Origin of the sequence: Fictibacillus sp. NPDC058756, from assembly GCF_042746035.1 — a bacterium.
Classification (GTDB): Bacteria; Bacillota; Bacilli; order Bacillales; family Fictibacillaceae; genus Fictibacillus.
On sequence record NZ_JBHYPU010000001.1, the window covers coordinates 1,975,574 to 1,998,857 of the forward strand.

Consider the following 23,284-nt stretch of genomic DNA (forward strand, 5'->3'; position numbering starts at 1 on the left):
TACAAATTCTATACATATCTTTTAATTTCATAAGAAATCAAAATATATCTCCATTTTATAGGTGTGCCTATAGCTTGTCAAGAGAGTCAATCTTCTATAATAATAGGATGGCTTAAAAATAGCAAGGAGCATTATTTGCCTGTAATTGACGAAATTTCGCATAAAAAAAAAGGCTAGTTCGCAAGCTTTGTTGCTCTTGGAAGTAGTTGATCTCCGTTTCAGATGCTCGCTTTCCGGCGGGCGTGCGGTGAGCCACCTTGGCACTTAGGACCCTTAGGTGTCTCACCTGTCACACTGATCCCCCAGGAGTCTTGCGTCTTACACTCCAATCAACTAGTCAGTGATGTTTTTTAAGCAACTATTTATTAGAAAAGAATCAAATAAAAAAAGGCCAGTCGTTTGAATGGCCTTTTTTCTTACTATTCTGTCAGCTCGAATTCTTCTTTTAAAGCCGGAGCTTCTGCTTCAGCTGCTTTTCCTTCTAACTGATAGTAGTTACGGATTTCAGCAACAATCGCTGCCGAAATTTCAGGATTTTCTTTTAAGAATTGTTTAGAGTTTTCACGGCCTTGACCTAAACGCTCACCTTCATATGAATACCAGGCTCCGCTCTTTTGGACAATATCAATCTCTGAACCGATATCTAAAATCTCGCCTTGATAAGAGATTCCTTCTCCGTACATGATATCAACTTCAGCCGTTCTGAACGGAGGAGCAACCTTATTTTTCACAACCTTAATCTTTGTTTTGTTTCCGACGACGTCTTGACCCTGCTTAAGCTGTTCTGCTCTTCTCACCTCTAGGCGTACTGAAGAATAGAACTTAAGTGCTCTTCCGCCTGGAGTTGTTTCAGGATTACCGAACATAACTCCGACTTTTTCACGGATCTGGTTAATAAATACTGCGATTGTTTTGGACTTGTTAATTGCTCCTGACAGTTTACGCAAAGCTTGAGACATTAATCGAGCTTGAAGACCTACGTGAGAGTCTCCCATTTCCCCTTCAATTTCAGCTTTTGGTACAAGAGCAGCAACAGAGTCAATGATTAAAATATCAACCGCTCCGCTTCGAACAAGTGCTTCAGCGATTTCAAGCGCTTGCTCCCCAGTATCAGGCTGTGACAATAACAATTCATCTATGTTGACACCAAGTTTTTGTGCATATACAGGATCCAGCGCGTGCTCAGCATCAATAAATGCAGCTTGTCCGCCGTTTCTTTGTACTTCAGCAATGGCGTGAAGTGCAACAGTTGTTTTACCTGAAGATTCCGGACCATAAACTTCGATTATTCTGCCGCGAGGATAACCGCCGATTCCAAGTGCAATATCCAAAGCAATGGAACCACTGGAAACAGTTGAAACTCTCTGATCTGTCTGTTCACCCAGTTTCATAATTGAACCTTTACCAAATTGCTTTTCAATTTGACGCAGAGCCATATCTAAAGCCGCTTTTCTATCGCTCATCAAAATTCACTCCTCTAATTTGTATCTTCATTTATTTTTAATTCATTAATTCCTTTGTTAACTACTTCTCTATCATATATCTTTTTTCTCATTTTGCCAATCATTTTACGAACATTTATTCGATTTTTTTATTGATCTTCTTTGACCAATTGATTTAACAAGTATAACCCATGTTTAACTGTCTTTTCCCGAATACTCTTCCTTGTTCCTGCAAGATTTATAGGGAAGACCTTTGTCACCTGGGGTCCTGCAACGCCGATAAATACTGTTCCAACAGGCTTTTTTTCTTGTTGTTCTGGTCCTGCTACACCTGTAAAGCTGATCCCATAATCTGTTTTTGCGATGTTTTTTATATGTTCCGCCATCCATTGAGCACATTCTTCACTGACGGCACCGTGTTCTTTAATTAAAGAATCAGGTACACTTAGCAAGTTTTTCTTTAATTCATTTGAATATGCAATTATACCGCCCTTAAACACAGCTGAGGAACCTGGCTGATCTGTCATAATACTTCCGAACAGACCTCCTGTTAAACTTTCAGCTGAAGCAACAGTAGCATTTCTTTTAAGCAATGAATCCATTGCCTGTTGTTCCAGCGTATCTTTCTCATATCCATAAAAGAAAGCAGATGTTCTTCTCACAATCTCTGACTCTGTTTCATCCAGCAGTTTTTTTGCTTCTTCTTGATTGGTATGTGCAGCTGTCAGACGGATTGTCACTTCATGTTCAGAGGCTAATGGTGCAATTGTAGGATTCGTTTGTTTTTCAATCAAATCAGAAAGCTTTGTTTCTAGAATCGATTCACCAATGCCAAAAAACTTCAAAACACGCGAATATAATCTAGTTTGCACATCCATCTTTGAATGCAGAAAGGGAATAGCATATTTTATGAACATTGGCTTCATCTCACTCGGAGGACCAGGAAGCAATATACAGGTAATCTCATCCTGTGTAAATGCCATGCCAGGAGCCATTCCATTATCATTAGGTAAAACTATGGCATCCTTAATAATAAGGGCTTGTTTCTTGTTGTTTTCAGTCATTTTCCTATTTGTTTGTGCAAAGTAATTTGTTATATAACGCAAGGAAGCCTCATCATGAACCAATTCTTTATTGAAAAGTTTCGCAATCGTCTCTTTTGTAAGATCATCCTTTGTCGGTCCCAGACCTCCAGTGAAAATTAGAAGGTTTGAACGTGAAGTCGCCGTTTTAACAGCAGAAGAGAGCCTTCTTTCATTATCTCCTGCAACCGTGTGATAAAAAACATTCACCCCTATATCAGCTAGATTTTTGGAAATAAATTGAGCATTGGAATTTACGATTTGGCCTAAAAGCAGTTCACTGCCTACTGCAATAATTTCTGCGTTCATCTCAACCACTCTCCCTGATTATATCTTCAATGAATTTTAGTTCAACTTGGTAAAAGAAAAGATTACATAATAATTATAGCTTGGTTTTTAATTTTTTCTCTTAGGAAGAATAAAAAAACAGGAGTGTTCCTCTCCTGTTTTTCATGATTTACTTTGATTTTAGTAAAATGTGTTTGCTGTTCACAAAATATTCCCATCCGGAATAAAGAGTAATTAAAGTAGCAAACCATAAGCTTATTGTTGCAAACGGAAAACCGATCCATGCAAAAGGAAGATTATGAAGCAACAGAGCGGATATTGCAATGATTTGTATCCACATTTTCAATTTCCCCATCTGACCTGCAGCAATAACCTCTCCCTCAGCAGAAGCAACAGCTCGTATACCCGTCACTGCGAATTCCCGGCTAAGGATAACGATAACCATCCAAGCAGGAGCTGCACCCAGTTCAACTAAACCAATCAGAGCAGCAGAGACCAGGAGTTTATCTGCAAGAGGATCTAAAAACTTTCCTAAGTTTGTTACTAAGTTGTATTTCCGTGCATAATAACCATCTACCCAGTCTGTACTGGATGCAAATATAAAGATTAGCGCTGCAACAAAATGGGTCACTGGTAACTTTTCTCCTGCAATTATCCATGTGCCCCAATCGAATCCGCCTAAAAGTACGATCATAAATAGCGGGATTAAAAAAATACGAGATATTGTTATCTTGTTAGGTAAATTCAAAGCCAATTCCTCCAAAATACGGTCAACGTCTTAGTTAATTATTGTGCCTTTTTAATAACAATCTTTTGGTGAACTAACTCAGAAGCAGGTACAGGATAAGTGAATGGTTCACCATTTATTTTTATAGATGTTACATGGGATGCACCAATATTTAAAGTAACCTCTTTTGCAGAAGTTAAATCAAAAGTTTTTGTTTCTCCTTTTTTAATCTGACTATCAAAATGACTTTTGCCGGTTTCATCTTTAATTCCTACATAACTAGGCCCAGACGCTGTCAGATCAATCACGAGCTCGTTTCCATCAGACATCTCATATGTTGTTACTTTGCCGGTTGTCTGAAGCTTTGTCAATTTTGGTGCTGTAGTTTCTTCTTTCTCAGCCGGTTCTTCATTTTTTGGTTCTTCTTTTTCAGCTTCTTTTTTGTGTTCTTCTTTCTTTTCCGGTTTGTTTGCATCCGCATCTAATTCTACAGATTTTACGTCTTCACCGCTTTTGGCCTGATCATTTCCATCCGGCAGCAAAAATTTCCACACAAAGAAAAGAATCGCTATAATTAACACTCCGATAAGTAAAATCGGGATTAACCGCTTTAAAAAAGAATTCTCTTCGTTAACAGATGAGCGTTCTCTTTTGGACCGGGGTTCAAATTCCGTTGTTGTTTCTTTAACTGCCTGCGGGATTTCATGAGCATATTCATCAAAAATCGTTTCGTAGTTTAATCCAACTGCTTCACAATAATTTTTAATAAAGGCCCTAGCATAAAAAGTACCTGGCAGGACATCATAGTTCCCCAATTCAATCGCAGCTAAATAACGCTTTTGTATCTTCGTCGCTGTTTGAAGTTCTTCAAGTGACATGCCTTTTTCTTCACGCTTTTCTTTCAATAGTTTTCCTAGTTCTGTCAACCTTCCCACCCACTTACGTCATTCTAGATTTCCAAATCCTGTTGGATCTTCTTTAAGAGCTTCATATGTAATTTCCTCATCGCGATGACTTTTCAGCTCGATAATATAATCAAAATCATCTAACGTATATTCCGTTTGCTGTACAAAAAGATCAGGGTGTTCTACAACTTTAGCCGCAGGAAGCCTCATTATTTCACGAATCAGCTGCCAATGCTTATCGTTCATATTTCTTGCAGAAACTGCTCCATCGATAATAAAAACATGATCAGAATCATATTCATCATCCGCGAGCATGTTTCTGACGGTTTGACGAAGCAAAGTTGATGAAATAAAGACCCATCTTTTATTCGCACATACACTCGAAGCTACAATGCTTTCCGTTTTCCCTACACGGGGCATTCCTCTGACGCCGATTAATTTATGTCCTTCAACCTTATATAATTCAGCCAAAAAGTCAACCAATATACCAAGCTCATCCCGAATAAACCGAAACGTTTTTTTGTCATCCGCATCACGTTCAATATATCGTCCGTGTCTGACAGCCAGTCTGTCACGCAGCTTTGGTTTGCGAAATTTGGTTACTGTAATGTTATCCATAGATTCCAGTATTGATTTTAACCGGTTTGTCTTCTCATCATTATCAATAATCAGCAGCATACCGCGCCGCTCGTTATCAACACCATTGATCGTTATGATGTTAATGCCCAGCATACCTAACAAGGATGATATATCCCCTAGGAGACCCGGTCGGTTTTTATGTATTTCATACTCTAAATACCATTCCTGCTCTCCCATGCTTCAGCTCCTTATTCTTCAAAATGAAACAAATTTCTACATTTATTCTTCGTAATTAATAATAAATGATTTTAATTTATTATGAAAGAAAAATAAAAGGATGTTAAGAAAAAAATCTTAACATCCTCTCTAAATTTAGCGGCTTCCGTCGTTTTGTACAAGCTTGACCATCATGTTAGCAATGGCGTGTTTTTCATTTTCATCTGCCACTTTCCATAGATCGGCAAGAACTTTTTCTTCCTCGTTCTTTGGTTCAACGTGGTTAGCTAAATATCCGCCGATTTCTGTAGCTAAATTTGAGATCGTCTCGTGGTTCATGCCTTCATGCTCAGCATGATTCAAGCGCTCTGCCAGGAAATCTTTCCATTGGCCGAAGTTGTCTAATACAGACATGCTGTCTCCTCCTTCAAGGTTGATACAGCATTAATATCCCTTAGTTCAATCTTTTTTATACATCAATTTTAAGTAAACCAAGATCCATTTATTGATAATATGTGCCCTGAAATATAATCTGCTTTATTGCTTATTAAAAATTCAACAGCATGAGCTACTTCATCAGGCTCTCCAAACCTTCCTGCAGGAATATCTGATGCAAGTTCAAGCTTTTCTGATTCTGAAAACTGATCAAGCATAGGTGTTGAAATAACTCCTGGTGATACGCTGTTTACTTGAATGCAGCTCGGGGCAAGTTCTTTTGATAATGCTTTTACAAAAGCATTTAATCCCCCCTTAGCAGCAGAATAGACTGTCTCACACGCAGCTCCCACCTCTCCCCATACCGAGGAAATCATAATAATTTTTCCTGCTTTATTTTGAATCATTGCCGGAATAATTGCTTTTGTAATAGAAATTGCACTAACAAGATGAAGCTGCATAGTTTCATTTATAGATTTATCCGTAAAATCTGTTAAAAGTCCATAATGCTGTGCTCCGCAGTTATAAATTAATGCATCTATGGAGCCAGGAATTTGTTTCATCAAATTTTCAGAACCTTCTGGAAGTGACAAATCTGCAGAAATAATAACACTTTTTACTTTATATCGTGTTTCAAGTTCTTCTTGAAGTTTTATTGCCGCATCAGTATTACTATTGTAATGCAAATATAAAAAGTAGCCGCGGCTTGCAAGCATCTGGCATATTTTAGAGCCAATAGCTCCCGTAGCCCCAGTAACGAGCGCAGTTTTCAATTTATTAACCCTCTTTGCAACCAAAAAACATCCTAAAATCAGGATGTTTTTTTGATTATATTATGACTTTTTTTTACGGACTTGGCAAACAGTCATCGCTTCTTTCTTAAAGTGATTTTGAAGAACTTCTTCGACGTCACTTGCTTGCAATGATTCAAACTCAGGGATTACATCAAACAGATCCATTTCATTAAAAGTATATCTCGTGAATTGGTTTGCAATAAACTCTGGAGAATTCAATGATCTCAGAAAGGCACCAATTTTCTTTTTTCGAGCTCTTTCAAATGAATCAGCAGAAACACTTTCTTGTTTAAAGTCCTCAACCATATTTGATACACGCTTAACTAATTCGTCAGGAGACTGGGTGTCCCCGCCAAGCATGCTGAAGCCGAATCCGTTCTCTTCTGTATAATCAAAAGAAAAAGTTTGATCAATCAATCCTTCTTCGTAAAGCGCTTCATAATTTGGAGAACTCTTTCCAAACATCATTTCAAGTGCCAAGTTTACACAAAGTTCATGACGCATCAATTCTTTTCCTTTACGCTTAGGAGCTGCCTCTTTAAAACCTATATAGCATTTTGGTGTCTGCACCGTCATCTCAATTATTTTTTCTGTTTTGGCTACTGACGATGGCTCATCTTCAAAAAACCGTTCGATTGGTGCTTTTTCTTTAAAAGATTTTTGTGATTGATTCTCTTTTACAAAAACAAGGATATCTTGAGCATTTACTGGACCTACGATAAACAAGATCATGTTGCTCGGATGATAAAATGTTTCGTAGCATTCATAGAGAGTATCTTTCGTAATTTTAGCGATTGATTTTTCCGTACCTGCAATATCAATCTTTACAGGATGATGATGATACATGTTTTCGATCAGCCCGAAGTATACTCTCCAGTCTGGATTATCATCATACATTCTGATTTCCTGACCGATGATCCCTTTTTCTTTTTCCACCGTTTTCTCTGTAAAGTAAGGCTCTTGAACAAAATCGATCAGTGTTGTCAGATTCTTTTTCACATCACTCGTTGTTGAAAAAAGGTATGCGGTACGGTTGAATGTAGTAAATGCATTTGCCGATGCTCCCTGCTTGCTGAAATCCTGAAAGACATCACCATGTTCTTTTTCAAACAATTTATGCTCTAAAAAATGAGCGATCCCATCTGGAACTTTTACTTCTTCGTTTTTTCCGAGCGGCTTAAAATGGTTGTCAACAGATCCATAGTGAGTGGTGAAAGTAGCATATGTTTTGTTAAAGCCTTTCTTTTCAAGTACATACACTTTCAAGCCATTTTCAAGCTCCTCAAAATGCAGCGTTTCATCTAGTTGTTCAAATGTTTTCATTCCCATTTGTGCCTGCTCCTTTCAGAAAGAAAATGGTATCCAATGTAACCTTTTTAGCTACTTTTACAACATCCTCTTTAGTTACTTTATCAATGCCATCCATCCACTCTTCAATCGTCCTGTTCGTTCCAGCAACTACATTGTGATAGAGCACTTCTGACAATCCGATCGGATGGTCAATCGTTTCAAGTACCTGGTTATTGATCATTGCTTTTGTCTGTTCAAATTCCGCATCAGTGATGTTCCCGTTCTTAATTTCTTCATGCTGTTCTTTTATAATTTTTACCGCTTTTTCGTAATTTGCAGTTTCAATTCCGCTCATAACAAACACTGCTCCTTTATGGCTTTCAAACCTGGAAGCTGCATAATAAGCGAGACTCTCTTTTTCTCTCACATTGATAAAAAGCTTTGAATGAGAAAAACCTCCAAAAACACCATTGAATACTTGAAGTGCAAAATAATCATCATCACTGTATGTGGTATATGTACGATACCCCATATGCAATTTTCCTTGCTGTACATCCTGCTCTTCAAAGATTTCTTTAACCTCTGTGATTTTCTTTTCTTCCCGATTTTGTTCATCGGTTACAGGAGTTTCACTTCGATTTTCCGGAAAGCGGAAGTGCTTCTTTACTTTTTCGATCATTTCATTTGTAGAGATATCTCCAATTACATATAGATCCAGATTGTCGTTTGTGATGACTTCCTGATAATAATCGAATAATTCTTTTGAAGTAACCGCATCCACTTCATTTTCATTGCCGTATACGTTTAAATGATAAGGTTCTGATTCATACATTTCTTCAAGCAATCTCTTATTTGCATAACGCATCTTATCGTCATAAATGGATTCAATCTGCTGTTTTAAGCTGCGTTTCTCTTTTTTAACGATATTTTCTTTAAAAACACCATTTTCAAGAGCCGGAGCTAGCAGTACTTGAGAGAGCAAGTGAAACGCTTTGTCCAGGACAGGTTCTGAGTTGGATAAGAACTTTTCATTTGCAACTTCCATACGAATGCTGATCACTTGATTTTCACCTTTTTTTGAAAGATCAGCATTTAACGTAGCACCATATAGATCATCTAGAGCACTTCTTAACTCTTTGCTGGAAGGAAAATCTTTTGTTCCACTTTGGAGAACATAGGAAAGCAATGCTCTTTTTGTAACGTTCTTTTCATTAATAGCTTCTTTAATCTGAAGAATAAATGATGTGGTCTTGTACTTTTTTGTTTCTATCGTATGTACAGTTATACCATGGAGATCTGTTTTTTCATGGTTTACAATTCCCATCGAATAAATGCCCCTTTCATTATAGCCTACATCCTAGTTTACCCATTTTCTATACTCAGCATGACAATCCTTCTTTCAAAAGAAAAAAAGTCCGCCATAAGGCGAACTTTTTGTGATGGGCTTATTTTGAAAGAATGTTGCTCTTAAACATTTTTTATTTTTAGTATGCTACTTTGATTAGGTGATTGGAGCGCAAGGTGCGAGACTCCTGCGGGATCAGCGGGACAGGTGAGACCACGGCAGGCTATATTAGCCTAGGGGGCTCACCGCACGCCCCGCGGAAAGCGAGCATCCTGGAGCGGAAATCAACCACTTACAATAGCCACAATGTTTTACAAAACAGCCTTTATCTTTTTCCTTTTTCGTATGGAGTTCCAAGAGCTTTTGGTGCATCAGCTCGTCCTACAAGTCCAGCCAAAGCTAAGATTGTAAGAACGTAAGGTGCGATTAATAAAAATACTTTCGGAATATCCTGTAAAAATGGAATGTGGGATCCAGAAATACTGATTGCTTGAGCTAACCCAAAGAATAAAGCTGCTCCCAATGCGCCTAGCGGATGCCACTTACCAAAAATCATTGCAGCAAGTGCCATAAAGCCCTGCCCTGTTATCGTAGAGTGAGTGAAGTTTCCAGAGATAGAAGCTACATATACCGCTCCGCCAAGACCTGCAAGAGCTCCACTTAATAAAACTCCGATATAGCGTACTTTTGTTACGTTAATACCCATCGTATCAGCAGCCATTGGATGCTCACCTACAGAACGTAAACGCAGCCCGAATGGTGTTTTGTATAATACATACCAAACGATCAATGCCACACCAACAGCCACATAGGATGTTAAATACGCGTTAGAGAAGAAAAGCTTTCCGATTAAAGGAATATCCGATAAGAACGGAATATCGCTCTTTGAAATTCTTTCAGATATTACTGGTGTTTGTCCAGCATTAAAGATTTTCTTCGTTAAAAAGATTGCAAGTCCTGCAGCCAAGAAGTTCAATGCAACACCGGATACAACTTGATCCGCTTTTAGTGTAATACTCGCAAGTGCATGAATAGAAGCAAGCATAGCTCCTACGATCATGGCTACGATAAAACTTACCCAAGGGGATGCGCCACCTAATCCAAACTGTTCTCCATAATAAATGGTTACAGCTCCTGTAAAAGCACCAAACAGCATTAATCCTTCTAAACCGATATTTACAACACCGGAACGTTCACTGAAAACACCGCCTAAAGCTGTGAAAATCAATGGAGCTGCTGAAACGATAGCAGCAGGGACAATCAGTGCAAGAATATCCATGAAACTCATTAGATTTTACCCCCTTTGCTTACACGGTTCATCAGCCAATGAACGATATAGCTGCATGCAACAAAGAAGATGATGAGTGCAATCACGACTCCAACAAGTTCAGTTGGAACACCTGCGATAGACTGCATGTTAAGTGCACCGATCTTCAATCCGCCAAATAGTGCTGCACCAAGTACTACACCAATGGCGCTGTTTGCCCCTAAAAGAGCTACCGCGATCCCATCAAAACCAACACCTGTGAATGCGGCATTAATCGTCATGTACTGATACGTTCCAAGACCTTCCATACTTCCTGCAATACCTGCAAAAGCACCGGAAATAGCCATTGAAAGCACGATATTTTTTGATACATTTATACCCGCATACTGAGAAGCGTGCTGGTTAAAACCTACTGCACGTAGTTCATATCCCATAGTAGTTCTCCAAAGCAAGAACCACATGATTACAGCAGCAATCAAGGCAACAATGATTCCGTAGTGCAATGTTGAATATTCCGTGATGCTTTGTAAGAATGGTGAAGCAAGAGATGCTGATTCTTTAACATTCTCTGTTCGTTCACCAGGAGCAAGCAAAAAGTTACGGATGATTTCATTTGTACTGTATAGGGCAATATAGTTCATCATGATTGTTGTAATTACTTCATGAACCTTAAATCTCGCCTTTAAAATACCAGGCACTGCTCCCCATAATGCCCCAGCTACAGCTGCAGCAAGGATAGCAAGAGGAATGTGTACAATCGCTGGTGCATCTACAGTCACACCAACATAAACAGCCGCAAGCCAGCCAACTAAAAGCTGACCCTCAACTCCGATATTGAATAAACCTGTGCGGAATGCAAACGCAACTGCAAGTCCTGATAGGATTAGAGGTGACATCTGTCTGATCGTTTCACCGATGTAATAAGGACCTCCAACCATCCCTTGAAATAACGCAACATAAGCTTCAATCGGCTTGTATCCGCTAACTAGCATGATAATACCGCCGATTAACAATCCAAGGAAGACAGAAACAAGAGGCACAAGTAGCTTCATCTTATTATTTTTATTCTGCATTTACAGTACCTCTCTTTCCGCCAGCCATCAATAATCCGAGTTCTTGCTCCGTCGTTTCCTTCGGATCAACAATCGCTACGATTTTACCTTCATACATAACGGCTATACGATCACTCACATTAATAATCTCATCGAGTTCAAAAGATACAAGCAGCACTGCTTTGCCTTTATCACGCTGTTCAATAAGTTTAGAGTGAATAAATTCGATCGCACCAACATCCAGTCCCCGTGTAGGCTGGGCAGCAATCAAAAAGTCTGGATCACGGTCTACTTCTCTTGCTATGATCGCTTTCTGCTGATTCCCTCCTGATAATGCGCGGGCAGGTGTATAAGCATCAGGTGTACGAACGTCATATTCTTCGATTAGTTTATTAGCTTTTTCAAATATTGGCGAAAATTTCAGAATTCCGTTTTTAGAAAATGGCTTCTGGTAATAGGTTTGAAGCACCATGTTCTCACCAATTGAAAAATCTAAGACAAGTCCATGCTTATGACGGTCTTGTGGAATATGAGCGAGTCCGCTGGCTGTAACACTTCTAGGTGTTTTGTTTGTAATATCTTTATCTCTTAAATGAATGGAACCTTCATTTGCTTTTCGAAGTCCAGTTATTGCCTCTAATAGCTCTGATTGACCATTTCCATCAACACCTGCAATCCCGACAATCTCACCAGCTTTAACAGTCAGGTTCAATCCATTTACAGCAGGAACTTTACGGCTGTCTAAAACAACAAGGTCTTTTATCGTCAAAACAGATTCTTTTGGTTCCGAGATTCCTTTGATAACTGTAAAATTCACTTCACGGCCTACCATCATCGCTGCAAGAGAGTCCGGATTGGCATCCTTAACGTCAACTGTACCAACGCCTCTTCCTCTTCTAATGACTGTACAGCGGTCACACACTTCCATAATTTCTTTCAGCTTATGAGTGATCAGAATGATGGATTTACCTTCACTTACTAGTTTTCTCATAATCTGAATCAGTTCTACAATCTCCTGAGGAGTTAAAACTGCAGTAGGTTCATCAAATATAAGAATATCTGCACCGCGATAAAGCGTCTTTAAGATCTCTACTCTCTGCTGCATTCCGACTGAGATATCCTCGATCTTTGCGTATGGATCCACTCTGAGTCCATATTGATCAGAAAGTGCCTGAACTTCCTTAGCGGCTGTTTGCAAATCTACTTTTCCGCCTTTTGTAGGCTCTTTTCCTAGAATGATATTTTCCGTAACGGTAAATTTATCAACGAGCATAAAGTGCTGATGAACCATCCCAATACCAAGCGAGTTTGCAATATTCGGATCATTGTTCACCACTTTATTGCCTTTAACGTATATTTCACCTTGTTCAGGTTCATAAAGTCCGAACAAGACATTCATCAACGTTGATTTCCCGGCACCATTCTCTCCAAGAAGTGCATGAATCTCACCTTTTTTAACCTGAAGGGTAATATTGTCATTTGCTACGATTCCCGGAAATTCTTTACGGATATCCCGCATGTCAATTACGTATTCCATTCTATTGATGTCCCCCCTTTTAAGTACATAAGGAAGGACTTGGCATATGCCAAGTCCTGGCCTGTTATTCAAATAGTTTCATAGATTTTACTTTATGTTTTTTACGAACTCTTCGAACTCAGCATCTGTCTTAGGAACTTTCACTTCACCATCGATGATTTTCTTCTTGTAATCTTCAACTGACTTAAGTGCGTCTTTTTCAACGTTTTCTTGAGTTGGAGCAATACCTACTCCATCTTGCTTAAGACCGAATTCTACAACTTTTCCACCTGGGAATTTGCCTGCAGCTGTTTGCTCAGAAACTTCATATACTGCTTGGTCTACACGTTTTACCATAGAAGTAAGTGTCACGTTCTCAGGCATACCTTCTTCGTGCTGGTCACGGTCAACACCGATTACCCAAACATCTTCACCGTTCTTCTTACGGTTCTTCGCTTCTGTGAATACACCCATTCCAGTTCCGCCAGCAGCATGATAGATGATATCAGCGCCTTGCTCATAGAATGTGTTAGCAATCTGCTGTCCTTTTTCTGCTTTGTTAAAGTCTTCTGCATATTGAACTAAAATTTCAGCATCAGGATTTGCAGTTTTTACACCAGCTTTAAATCCGTTTTCGAACTTTTTGATAAGCTCAGAGTTAACTCCTCCAACAAATCCTACTTTGTTAGATGTAGTTTGCATACCAGCAATTAATCCAACTAAGAAAGATCCTTCGTGCTCAGAGAAAGTGATATTGGCTACGTTGTCACCTTTAACAACCATATCTACGATTGCAAGCTTTGCATCAGGCTGCTGTTTAGCAACTGTTTCTACATCAGTACCCATCAAGAAACCGATTCCGAATACAAGATCATATTTTTGACGGATTAATGAGTTTAAGTTTGGCTTGTAATCACTTTGAGCAGTTGACTGCAAGTACTTATAGCCTTTGTTTTCTTCCAGGCTGTTATCTTTTCCAAACTTCGTTAAACCTTCCCAAGCAGATTGGTTGAATGACTTATCATCAACACCGCCAGTATCCGTTACCATTGCTACTTTAAAATCTTTTTTAGCGTCTCCGCCAGACTTTCCTTCTTCAGAATTTCCGCAACCTGCAAGAATAGTACCAGCAGTTAGCATTGCAGTTACCATTAAACCTAATTTCTTTTTCAAGTTAATTTCCCCCTAAAAATGTTTTCATTTTTTTGTGACTAACCCTAGGTGCAATTAAGTACCCCCATCACCCCCTAAAAAAGACTTTTTCTAAAAGCGCTTTCTTAAAACAGAAAATAGAAATTTATCAGATCTAAAGTAATTACATGAGTAGAGCACTGGTTCATCATACTGATCGTAATGCATTTGTTTTAATACTAATAAAGGGACACCTTCATCACTTTCTAGAATTTCAGAGATTCTGTCGTGATAGCCGATGGGCTCTATGTTTGTAACCGCATACATCACACGTCTTCCAGTTTCTTTTTCAAGCATTTCTAAAAATGATTCATAATCATGAAGCCCCTTGGCTGAAAACAAGTGTGCCGGCATATGGTCTTTACAAAAAACTACTGGTTCGCCGTCAGCCGTCCGGACACGCTCCATCATCATTAGCCCGTCTGGAAGTGAGCCATTAAACTTTGCAAGAAGTTCGTCAGTAACATCTGTCGTTTGCGAAGAAAGAAAAATCGTACCTGCTTTCTTTCCGCCTCTTTCAATCATATCGGTAACACTGTACAGTTCTTCAATACCTGAAGAAAAAAGTGCTCTTGTTCTAACGAAAGTTCCAACTCCATGTTTACGTATGAGGACGTTTTCATCTTCTAAAATTCGAAGTGCTTCTCGCAATGTCGCACGGCTAATACCTAGCTGTTTGGAAAGTTCAAATTCTGAAGGAAGCTTTTCTCCTTCTTTATAAATACCTTCTTCAATATCTTTTTTTAACTTTTCTATCACTTTAATATATAACAAGCGATGGTCCACTTTTATCGACATTACAAAACCACCTTAACTAGTTGTTCGACGTATGACAAATTAATTGAATAATCGACATTAATATACCATTTTTAATTCTATAAATAAATACTATTTTTACAAATTTTTAATAGGTATTATTTTCATTTGCCACTTTTTCAATAAAAAGGTAAATAAAAAGGCAGTTTTCTTAAACTTAGTTGCTCTAGAAAGTAGTTGTTTTCCGTTCCAGGTTGCTTCGCTTTCCGCGGGGCGTGCGGTGAGCCTCCTGCCGCTTTGCGCCATTAGGAGTCTCACCTGTCCCACTCCCACAGGAGTCTCGCACCTTCTACTCCAATCAATAGTCGAGGAAGAGTGCTCCACAAAAAATCTCCAACAGCAAAAAACTTTTAGAATTAAGAAAAAAACGGGCGATTTAAGCCCGTTTTTATGAACTTGATGCTTCTTTTTCTTCAGGCATTGCTGATATCAGAACTTCACGAGGTTTCGATCCTTCGTATGGCCCAACTATTCCTTTTGATTCCATCGTGTCGATTAATCTTGCCGCTCTGGAATAACCGATGCGGAATCTTCTTTGAAGCATTGAAACTGAAGCAGTCTGCATATCCACAACAAGCTTTACCGCATCTATAAAGAGGTCATCTTCTGATTCCATTACTGCAGGCTCAGCTTCCTCAGTAGGAATCATTTCCTTTTGATATTGAGCTTTTTGCTGGCTGACACAATGGTCAACAATTGTTTCAACTTCTTCATCCGACAGAAAAGCTCCTTGTACCCGTACAGGCTTTGAAGCTCCTGATGGGAAGAATAGCATATCTCCTCTTCCAAGAAGTTTTTCGGCTCCCCCCATATCCAAGATTGTTCTTGAATCTGTTTGAGAGGAAACACTAAATGCGATCCTTGAAGGTATATTCGCTTTGATAACCCCTGTGATTACGTCAACCGATGGTCTTTGTGTAGCTATAATTAAATGGATTCCGGCTGCACGGGCCATTTGAGCAAGGCGTGTGATGGCGTCTTCCACATCGCCAGAAGCAACCATCATCAGATCAGCAAGTTCATCGACGATCACAACAATGTAAGGCAAAAACGGCTGTTTGGCGTCACTTCTGCCATTCTGTTTTCTAATGGATTCATTATACCCTTCAATGTTTCTCGTACCGCTGTGGGAAAACAATTCATATCTTCTTTCCATCTCTGACACAACTCTTTTAAGTGCTTGAGCTGCTTTCTTTGGCTCCGTAACAACCGGTGCTAAGAGATGCGGGATGCCATTATACATATTAAGCTCGACCATTTTTGGATCGATCATCATCATTTTAACTTCATGCGGTTTAGCTCGCATGAGAATACTTGTTATTATTCCGTTTACACAAACACTTTTTCCGCTTCCGGTAGCGCCTGCTACGAGCAGATGGGGCATCTTGGAAAGATCTGCGATTATCGGTTCTCCAGAAATATCTCTGCCAAGACCGATTGCAAGCGGTGATTTTTGGCCAGAGAACTGAGGAGCTTCTAACACTTCTCTCAACGTAACCATTGAGATCTCGCCATTTGGTACTTCGATTCCTACAGCAGATTTCCCAGGAATCGGTGCTTCTATTCTTATATCTTTTGCAGCAAGCGCCAAAGCAAGGTCATCAGTAAGATTAACGATTTTGCTTACTTTAACACCCACATCTGGATACACTTCATATTTTGTTACAGCAGGACCTAAATGAACTTTGAGTACCTTTGCTTTTACCCCAAAACTTTCGAAGGTTTTTTCTAATTTTTTTGCATTGCTTTTACTGGCTGCATACTGCTTATCCTTATGCTGTCCGCTGTTTTGAGGGGTACGCAGATGTTTCATAGAAGGAAGCTGATAATATTCGTTCTGAATGACTTCATCGCCAAAGTTTGCTGGAAGCGGTGAGGCTGTAGTTCCACTCTCAGCTTTTTCTGTTTCGTTTTTCTTGATTGCTTCATTAGAGTCATTGAAGTTTTGAGAACCAAATTTCAGTTGTACGCCGCTCTCAGTATGATGAACCCTTTTCGTGAAATCTTCTATTACTGGTTCTTCAGAAATGATGATTTCCTCTGTCTCAGCTTCATCATCTGCATCAGGTGAAGCAGGCTTTAATTTCTTCTTTTCATTTACCTTCTTAGACCGTTCTTCAGCAATTGAATTTTTCTTTTCTAATAGGAATCCTTTTAGCTTTGCACTCGTTTCATTTAAACTCGTTACAATTTTCTGCATCATAACAGAGAGTGATTTGCCTGTTATCAAAAGGAGACTTCCAATAATCAAGAAAAAGATAACTAGCTTTGTACCGCCCGCTCCAAATAAAAAATAAAATAGCGCAAAGCCTATAGATCCTATAATACCTCCCCCAAGATCATCTGTAGCTGTCGTTCCTTGAATCTGGAGCCAGTACAGTTCCCATGTGTTTCGTATTACGGAAGCATCTTTCCAATCTCCGCCATTCGTTAAATGTTCAAACAATGTTAAATGACTGAGAACGAGGAAGGAGAAAAATAAAATATAAATACCTGTTAATCTTTTTGAAATCATAGCTGGCCAGCTTCGTTTCCAAATGAGATAAAAAGATAATAAAATACAGGCTAACAGCAAAATGCCATACCATTCTCCGCTAAAAAAACGTAAAAGATGCACGAATGCCATACCGACATTCCCCATTTTAGCTAGACCTAATGATGCAAGAGCCAATAATGATAACCCTGCAATCTCATAGGTCACCTGCTCTTTCCATCTTGCTTTATTTTTAGCTTTCTTTTTCTTGTTTTTTGCCACCAATATCACCTCACAACCATTGCTGTTTTCTTTATGTATGTATAAAAGAAAAGGAAAGAAAAGCAGCCCTGCATATAGAAAGGCTGCCCACATTAGTATAGCATATTTCTTAGGTGTCTAATTAAAAGTTTCGCAGCGTCATTCCGGGCTGACAGTCTTCTAATAAATAATGAGAAGGGTCTGTGCTCAGGATCTGAACGATTCTTGTCTCATCACCGACCCGTTCAACAAGAACAGGAACATCATTATAAAGTATTACATTCTGCATGGCTGCATTGTTTCCTTCTTCCGGAAACATCAATTCATATGGCTGCATGGTATACCAAGTCATTGTTTTATACCGTCGTTCTCAGTATTTCTATGTTCATCAATCAAATCGTTTAATTTTTTTATCGCTTGACCGAGCCCTCCAACCTCATTAATAAGCCCATCTTTAACGGCATCAGTCCCGATCACATTTGTTCCGATATCTCTTGTTAAATTTCCTTTTGAAAACATAAGCTCTTTAAAACGCTCTTCACTGATCTTAGAGTGGTTTGTCACAAATGAAATCACTCTTTCTTGCATCTTATCCAGATATTCAAATGTTTGCGGCACACCTATTACTAATCCCGTAAGTCTTACAGGATGGATCGTCATCGTAGCTGTAGGAACGATGAAAGAATATTTCGCGCTAACAGCGATAGGTACTCCAATAGAATGTCCACCGCCCAGCACTAGTGAAACACTAGGTTTTGACAAAGAAGCAATCATTTCTGATATCGCAAGACCTGCTTCAACGTCACCGCCAACAGTATTTAATATTACAAGCAATCCTTCTATCTTATGATTTTGCTCGATGGCAACGAGCTGCGGAATCAAATGTTCATATTTTGTAGCTTTATTATTTGGCGGCAGCTGCATATGGCCTTCTATCTGTCCTACTATCGTTAAACAATGAATACTCGAACCTTCCAGCTGAGGTACATTTGTTTGTCCTAGTGATTGAATTTTTTGGATCAGTCCTGAGCTTTCGTCTTTTTTAGGAGGCACGTCCGGCTGCGGTGTTTCTGTTTCAGGTGTTTGGTCCATAATCTCCACCCCTTCTCATTTAGTTCTTATTAGTATGGGCGTTAATTCCAAACGTATGATAAGAAAATAAAAAAAACCTGCTTAAAAACAGCAGGTTAAATTTCCATAATGATCGGCATGATCATTGGTCTTCTTTTTGTTTTTTCAAATAAATACTGACTTAATGTATCTCTTACATTTGATTTTAGACTTGACCATTCTTTCATGTTCTCACTCATGCATTTTTCAAGAACTTCACGGACTTTTGTATTAGCTTCTTGAAGCAGTGCTTCACTTTCACGCACATATACAAAGCCGCGGGAAATGATTTCTGGTCCGGAAATAAGCTGATGAGAATCTTTGCTTATCGTTACTACAACAACAAGGATACCGTCCTGTGATAAAAGTTTACGGTCTCGGAGTACTATATTGCCAATATCGCCGACACCTAATCCATCTACAAGGACATTTCCTGAAGGAACTTTTCCAGTCTTTTGAGCCTGTCCGTTTGCAAATTCTACGACTTCACCTTTATCAATGATAAAGATATTATCTTTTTCTACGCCAACTTCAATCGCAAGTTTTTGATGGGCCTTTTGCATTTTATATTCACCATGAACGGGAATAAAATATTTTGGCTTCATCATACTGAGCATGAATTTCAGCTCTTCTGCACTTCCATGTCCTGAAACGTGAACCTTTTTCTGGCCGAAAATTACATCTGCACCAGTCCGCATTAATTTATCCACCATTTTAGCAACAGAAGTTTCATTACCAGGTATCGGGGTAGCGGCAATAACAACTGTGTCTGAAGGACGCAGTGCAATTTGCTTATGCGATTTTTGAGCCATTCTTGACAAGGCAGCCATAGACTCTCCCTGGCTTCCAGTTGTTAGAATAACAACTTTCTCATCACTGTAATCGTTTGCTTGGTCAATTGTGATAAGGAGGTCTTTTTCGATATTTAAATAACCAAGCTGTGAAGCGATGTCTACTACCTTCACCATGCTTCGGCCATTAACAGCGACTTTGCGATTCGTTTTGGCAGCTGCATTCATCACTTGCTGAACACGATGTACATTTGATGCAAAGGAAGCAATAATGATACGTCCTTTTGCAGCTTGAAATACATCTAGAATTTCATGTCCAACTTGAGCTTCCGGTCCAGTAGAGCCTGGACGTTCCGCATTCGTACTGTCTGACAGAAGACAAAGAACACCTTCTTCTGCAAGAGCTGATATTTTTCCGAATTCCGTATGCTGTCCATCAATCGGTGTGTGATCAATCTTAAAATCACCAGTATTTGCAATAACTCCCTGTGACGTGTGAATTGCAATACCGACTGCGTCTGGAATACTATGATTCACATGGAAAAAACTCACTTTTGCACTGTTAAACGATAATTTCCGATTTGTTTCAATTAAGTTCAGTTCTGTAGAACGCAACAGTCCTGCTTCTTTTAATTTAGCTTCTACAAGGCCTAATGTAAGGCGAGTTCCATAAACAGGTACAGGAACTTGTCTTAGAACATAAGGAAGTCCTCCAATATGATCTTCATGGGCATGAGTCAAGAAGATTCCTGTTACACGTTCAATGTTCTCCTTTAAGTAAGTCACATCCGGTATTACGATATCAATTCCGAGCATTTCCTCCTGCGGAAACATTAGACCGGAGTCCATAACAAAAATTTCTTCACCCGTATCCACTACATACATGTTTTTGCCGATCTCACCTACTCCGCCCAAGGCAAAAACTTTAATTTTCTCTCTATTTTGTTTTGACAATGTGTATATTCCTCCTAGGTTGTATGTAAAAAATTAATCCCGATCACGTCACTTAAAAACATTATAACTTATCAGAGGATTACAAAACAAGACTGAGCCAACATCAAATGAAATAAAAGGATGAGTTCATAAGCATTGTTGGTATTGAAGTGGTTGATATCCGCTCGAATATTAACTGATCAACGAATAATCTTTATTTAAAGAAGTGTAAAGCAACAACCTTTTAGAAAGGCTGTTTTCTAAAAGGTTGTTGCTTTTGGTTCATTTTTCTCTCTCATCAAGACAGGGTGATTGGAGTGCAAGGTGCGTGCCTACTGCATGAATGTTCTACTTGCAAGGCATGCGACGAGGAAACCGGCTTCGGTAGGATTTCTAGCAGACGCAGGAGCACATATGCTTTCTTGAATTTGACTTAACATAGGCTTACTTAACATAGAGTTTCATTCCAAAGAGGCTCACCGCACGCCTCGCGGAAAGCGTGCATACTTGAACGGAAATCAATCACTTCCAAGAACTAAATCAGCCTTTAGCAAAGAGCCTTTAGAATAAAGCCAATAAAAAAAAACAAACCGTATTACCGGTTTGTTTTTTTACAGTTCATTTAGACGTGCAGCGAGTGAAGCTCTCTCAGCTTGATTTAATGGCAATAATGGAAGTCTTACTCCTCCTACATCAAGTCCTTTTAACTGCAATGCTGTTTTTACAGGAGCAGGGCTCGGAGCTTTAAACAGCTCATTCATTACCGGAAGCAATTTACGGTGAATGCGTGCTGCTTCAAGGTTTTCACCATTCTTAAAGTTGCTAATCATGGTCTGCATTTCATTTCCAATTACATGCGATGCTACAGACACAATACCTGCACTGCCGATTGCTAATGATGGAAGTGTCAAGCCATCATCTCCGCTGTACAATAAAAAGTCATCCGGCGTTTTTTCAATGATTTCAGCCATAAAATCCAAGTTGCCGCCTGCATCCTTTAATGCAGTAATGTTCGGGATCTCAGCCAATCTAAGAACGGTATCTGCCGCAAACGAAATGACGGATCTTCCTGGAATGTTATATGCCATGATCGGCAGGCTTACAGAGCTCGCGATAGCTTGGTAATGTGCAACAATACCGTCTTGGCTTGGTTTATTGTAATATGGAGCAACAATCATGATGGCATCAACACCGGCATCTTCTGCCTTCTTAGAAAGATCAATAGAAGCTTTTGTATTGTTGCTTCCTGTACCTGCAATTACAGGTACTCTTCCGTTTACTGCTTTTATAACATGTTTAAACAGCGCAACTTTTTCTTCTGTTGTAAGTGTTGGTGATTCCCCTGTTGTACCTGCAACTACCAAACTGTCACTGCCGTTATCAATCAAGTGATCAACTAGCTTTGTTGTTCTTGCAAAGTCAACATTCCCTTTACTGTCAAAAGGTGTAACCATTGCGGTGCTAATACTTCCAAAATTCATTACTTTCACTCCTCAATACTCATTAAACTGCTGCTGTACAATTTCTTGCAAGTTTGTGGTAATCCCTTCTTCATTTAAGCGGAAAGTTGTATGAAGAGCATTTACGGATTCAATTAAATCTTCTTTTTTAACCAATACCCAGATCGTAGTATGGGAGTCAGCAGATTGGAGAATCTGGATATTTCTGCTCGAAAGAGATTCCACGATAGCCGCTGTTACACCTGGCGTACCTGCAATGCCAGCACCTACCGCTGATACTTTTGCACAGTTTCTTGTCACATCAGGTTCATAGCCGATCTCTTTTAGTTTAAGCAGCGCCTGCTCAGTTTTATCTTCCATGATCGTGTAGACAACACCTTTTGGAGAGATGTTAATAAAATCGACTGAAATCTGTTCTTGCGCCATTGCTTTAAATACCTTTGTCTGAAGATCATACTGGCCGTCATTTGCATAGACTTTTATCTGTGTAATGTTGGAAACATGGGCGATCCCAGTAATGATTGATTCCTGCACGTCTTTTCCTGCCGGACCTTTTAATGAAGAGGTTACAAGAGTTCCAGGAAGGTCTGAATAGGTAGAACGGATTCGAAGCGGAATTTTTGCCTGCATAGCAATCTCTACCGCTCTTGGATGGATTACCTTTGCTCCCTGATATGCCATGTTGCAGATTTCAGCATATGTCACAACAGAAAGAGGTCTTGCATCTTTAACAAGCCTTGGATCGGCTGTCATAACTCCTTCTACATCAGTAAAGATTTCAATGAACTCCGCTTGGAGAGCCGCTCCAAGTGCAGAAGCACTCGTATCGCTCCCCCCTCTTCCAAGTGTTGCGATATCTCCGCTCTTCGATTGACCCTGAAAGCCAGCTACGACCACTACTGAATGATTTTCAAGTTCTGCTCTAATCCGCTCGCATTTCATATCAATGATTCTGGCATTAGAAAAATCGTCATTCGTACGAAAACCCGCCTGCGGTCCTGTTAATGCAGCAGCAGATAAGCCTGAAGCATTCAGCAGACCAGAAAATACCACTGAAGATATAATTTCTCCGCAAGATAAAAGCAGATCCTGTTCACGGTTGGATATTTTGTTGTTTTCACCTAATAGGCTTAACAAAGTATCTGTTGCATATGGATCGCCAAATCTTCCCATTGCAGAAACCACACATACAACTTTATAGCCTTCATCAACTGCTTTTTTAATATGACGGACTGCTTCTAAACGGCCCGTATCTTCTTTTAAAGATGTTCCTCCAAATTTTTGAACGATAATCTTCATGAATGCACCTTC

The 23,284-nt window shown here is 39.4% G+C and carries 21 protein-coding genes; all 21 read right to left on the reverse strand.

Going from position 1 to position 23,284, the window contains the following annotated elements; genetic code table 11:
- Positions 1 to 419: 419 nt before the first annotated feature.
- Complete coding sequence (gene recA / locus ACFW35_RS09910) at positions 420 to 1,463, reverse strand: recombinase RecA (protein ID WP_379833907.1); 1,044 nt, start codon at positions 1,461 to 1,463, stop codon at positions 420 to 422.
- 128 nt (positions 1,464 to 1,591) lie between these two features.
- Positions 1,592 to 2,833 carry a competence/damage-inducible protein A gene (locus ACFW35_RS09915; protein WP_379845443.1) on the reverse strand — a complete coding sequence of 414 codons (1,242 nt, stop codon included), beginning with the start codon at positions 2,831 to 2,833 and terminating at the stop codon, positions 1,592 to 1,594.
- 148 nt (positions 2,834 to 2,981) lie between these two features.
- A complete protein-coding gene (gene pgsA, locus ACFW35_RS09920; protein ID WP_379845445.1) occupies positions 2,982 to 3,560 on the reverse strand; it encodes a CDP-diacylglycerol--glycerol-3-phosphate 3-phosphatidyltransferase in 579 nt (192 codons plus the stop codon).
- A 38-nt stretch (positions 3,561 to 3,598) separates the two neighbouring features.
- Positions 3,599 to 4,465 (reverse strand): helix-turn-helix domain-containing protein, encoded by an 867-nt coding sequence (locus ACFW35_RS09925; RefSeq protein WP_379845446.1) that lies wholly within the window; start codon positions 4,463 to 4,465, stop codon positions 3,599 to 3,601.
- 18 nt (positions 4,466 to 4,483) lie between these two features.
- Positions 4,484 to 5,260, reverse strand: coding sequence for a YmfK family protein (locus ACFW35_RS09930; RefSeq protein WP_379833901.1), 777 nt, complete (start codon positions 5,258 to 5,260; stop codon positions 4,484 to 4,486).
- 135 nt (positions 5,261 to 5,395) lie between these two features.
- Entirely contained in the window at positions 5,396 to 5,653 is a 258-nt protein-coding gene (locus ACFW35_RS09935; protein ID WP_379833899.1) for a DUF3243 domain-containing protein, read from the reverse strand.
- Between the two features lie 68 nt (positions 5,654 to 5,721).
- Entirely contained in the window at positions 5,722 to 6,447 is a 726-nt protein-coding gene (gene ymfI, locus ACFW35_RS09940; protein ID WP_379845448.1) for an elongation factor P 5-aminopentanone reductase, read from the reverse strand.
- 60 nt (positions 6,448 to 6,507) lie between these two features.
- Complete coding sequence (yfmH, locus tag ACFW35_RS09945; protein WP_379845450.1) at positions 6,508 to 7,797, reverse strand: EF-P 5-aminopentanol modification-associated protein YfmH; 1,290 nt, start codon at positions 7,795 to 7,797, stop codon at positions 6,508 to 6,510.
- Positions 7,778 to 9,076, reverse strand: a complete 1,299-nt coding sequence (gene yfmF, locus ACFW35_RS09950; RefSeq protein ID WP_379847451.1) for an EF-P 5-aminopentanol modification-associated protein YfmF — start codon at positions 9,074 to 9,076, stop codon at positions 7,778 to 7,780. The genes yfmH and yfmF overlap by 20 nt, the downstream gene beginning before the upstream one ends.
- A 352-nt stretch (positions 9,077 to 9,428) precedes the next feature.
- Positions 9,429 to 10,391, reverse strand: coding sequence for an ABC transporter permease (locus ACFW35_RS09955; RefSeq protein WP_379833895.1), 963 nt, complete (start codon positions 10,389 to 10,391; stop codon positions 9,429 to 9,431).
- Entirely contained in the window at positions 10,391 to 11,443 is a 1,053-nt protein-coding gene (locus ACFW35_RS09960; protein WP_379845452.1) for an ABC transporter permease, read from the reverse strand. Before ACFW35_RS09960 ends, ACFW35_RS09955 begins: the two co-directional genes overlap by 1 nt.
- The gene (locus ACFW35_RS09965) at positions 11,433 to 12,959 is read right to left on the reverse strand and encodes an ABC transporter ATP-binding protein (RefSeq protein WP_379845454.1); all 1,527 of its coding nucleotides are present in this window, start codon (positions 12,957 to 12,959) and stop codon (positions 11,433 to 11,435) included. The genes ACFW35_RS09960 and ACFW35_RS09965 overlap by 11 nt, the downstream gene beginning before the upstream one ends.
- Positions 12,960 to 13,046: 87 nt before the next feature.
- Positions 13,047 to 14,111: a BMP family lipoprotein gene (locus ACFW35_RS09970; protein WP_379845456.1), complete on the reverse strand. Its 1,065-nt coding sequence runs from the start codon at positions 14,109 to 14,111 to the stop codon at positions 13,047 to 13,049.
- A gap of 90 nt (positions 14,112 to 14,201) precedes the next feature.
- Positions 14,202 to 14,927, reverse strand: a complete 726-nt coding sequence (locus ACFW35_RS09975) for a GntR family transcriptional regulator (protein ID WP_379845458.1) — start codon at positions 14,925 to 14,927, stop codon at positions 14,202 to 14,204.
- 96 nt (positions 14,928 to 15,023) lie between these two features.
- A complete protein-coding gene (locus ACFW35_RS09980) occupies positions 15,024 to 15,191 on the reverse strand; it encodes a hypothetical protein (protein WP_379845459.1) in 168 nt (55 codons plus the stop codon).
- A 142-nt stretch (positions 15,192 to 15,333) separates the two neighbouring features.
- Positions 15,334 to 17,700 carry a DNA translocase FtsK gene (locus ACFW35_RS09985; protein WP_379845461.1) on the reverse strand — a complete coding sequence of 789 codons (2,367 nt, stop codon included), beginning with the start codon at positions 17,698 to 17,700 and terminating at the stop codon, positions 15,334 to 15,336.
- A 121-nt stretch (positions 17,701 to 17,821) separates the two neighbouring features.
- Complete coding sequence (locus tag ACFW35_RS09990) at positions 17,822 to 18,031, reverse strand: YlzJ-like family protein (RefSeq protein ID WP_379845463.1); 210 nt, start codon at positions 18,029 to 18,031, stop codon at positions 17,822 to 17,824.
- Positions 18,028 to 18,771: a ClpP family protease gene (locus tag ACFW35_RS09995; protein WP_379845465.1), complete on the reverse strand. Its 744-nt coding sequence runs from the start codon at positions 18,769 to 18,771 to the stop codon at positions 18,028 to 18,030. Before ACFW35_RS09995 ends, ACFW35_RS09990 begins: the two co-directional genes overlap by 4 nt.
- 95 nt (positions 18,772 to 18,866) lie before the next feature.
- The gene (locus ACFW35_RS10000; RefSeq protein WP_379845467.1) at positions 18,867 to 20,534 is read right to left on the reverse strand and encodes a ribonuclease J; all 1,668 of its coding nucleotides are present in this window, start codon (positions 20,532 to 20,534) and stop codon (positions 18,867 to 18,869) included.
- Positions 20,535 to 21,124: 590 nt separating this feature from the next.
- A complete protein-coding gene (dapA, locus tag ACFW35_RS10005) occupies positions 21,125 to 21,994 on the reverse strand; it encodes a 4-hydroxy-tetrahydrodipicolinate synthase (RefSeq protein ID WP_379845469.1) in 870 nt (289 codons plus the stop codon).
- Positions 21,995 to 22,006: 12 nt separating this feature from the next.
- Positions 22,007 to 23,272, reverse strand: coding sequence for an aspartate kinase (gene dapG / locus ACFW35_RS10010; RefSeq protein ID WP_379845470.1), 1,266 nt, complete (start codon positions 23,270 to 23,272; stop codon positions 22,007 to 22,009).
- Positions 23,273 to 23,284 lie beyond the last annotated feature (12 nt).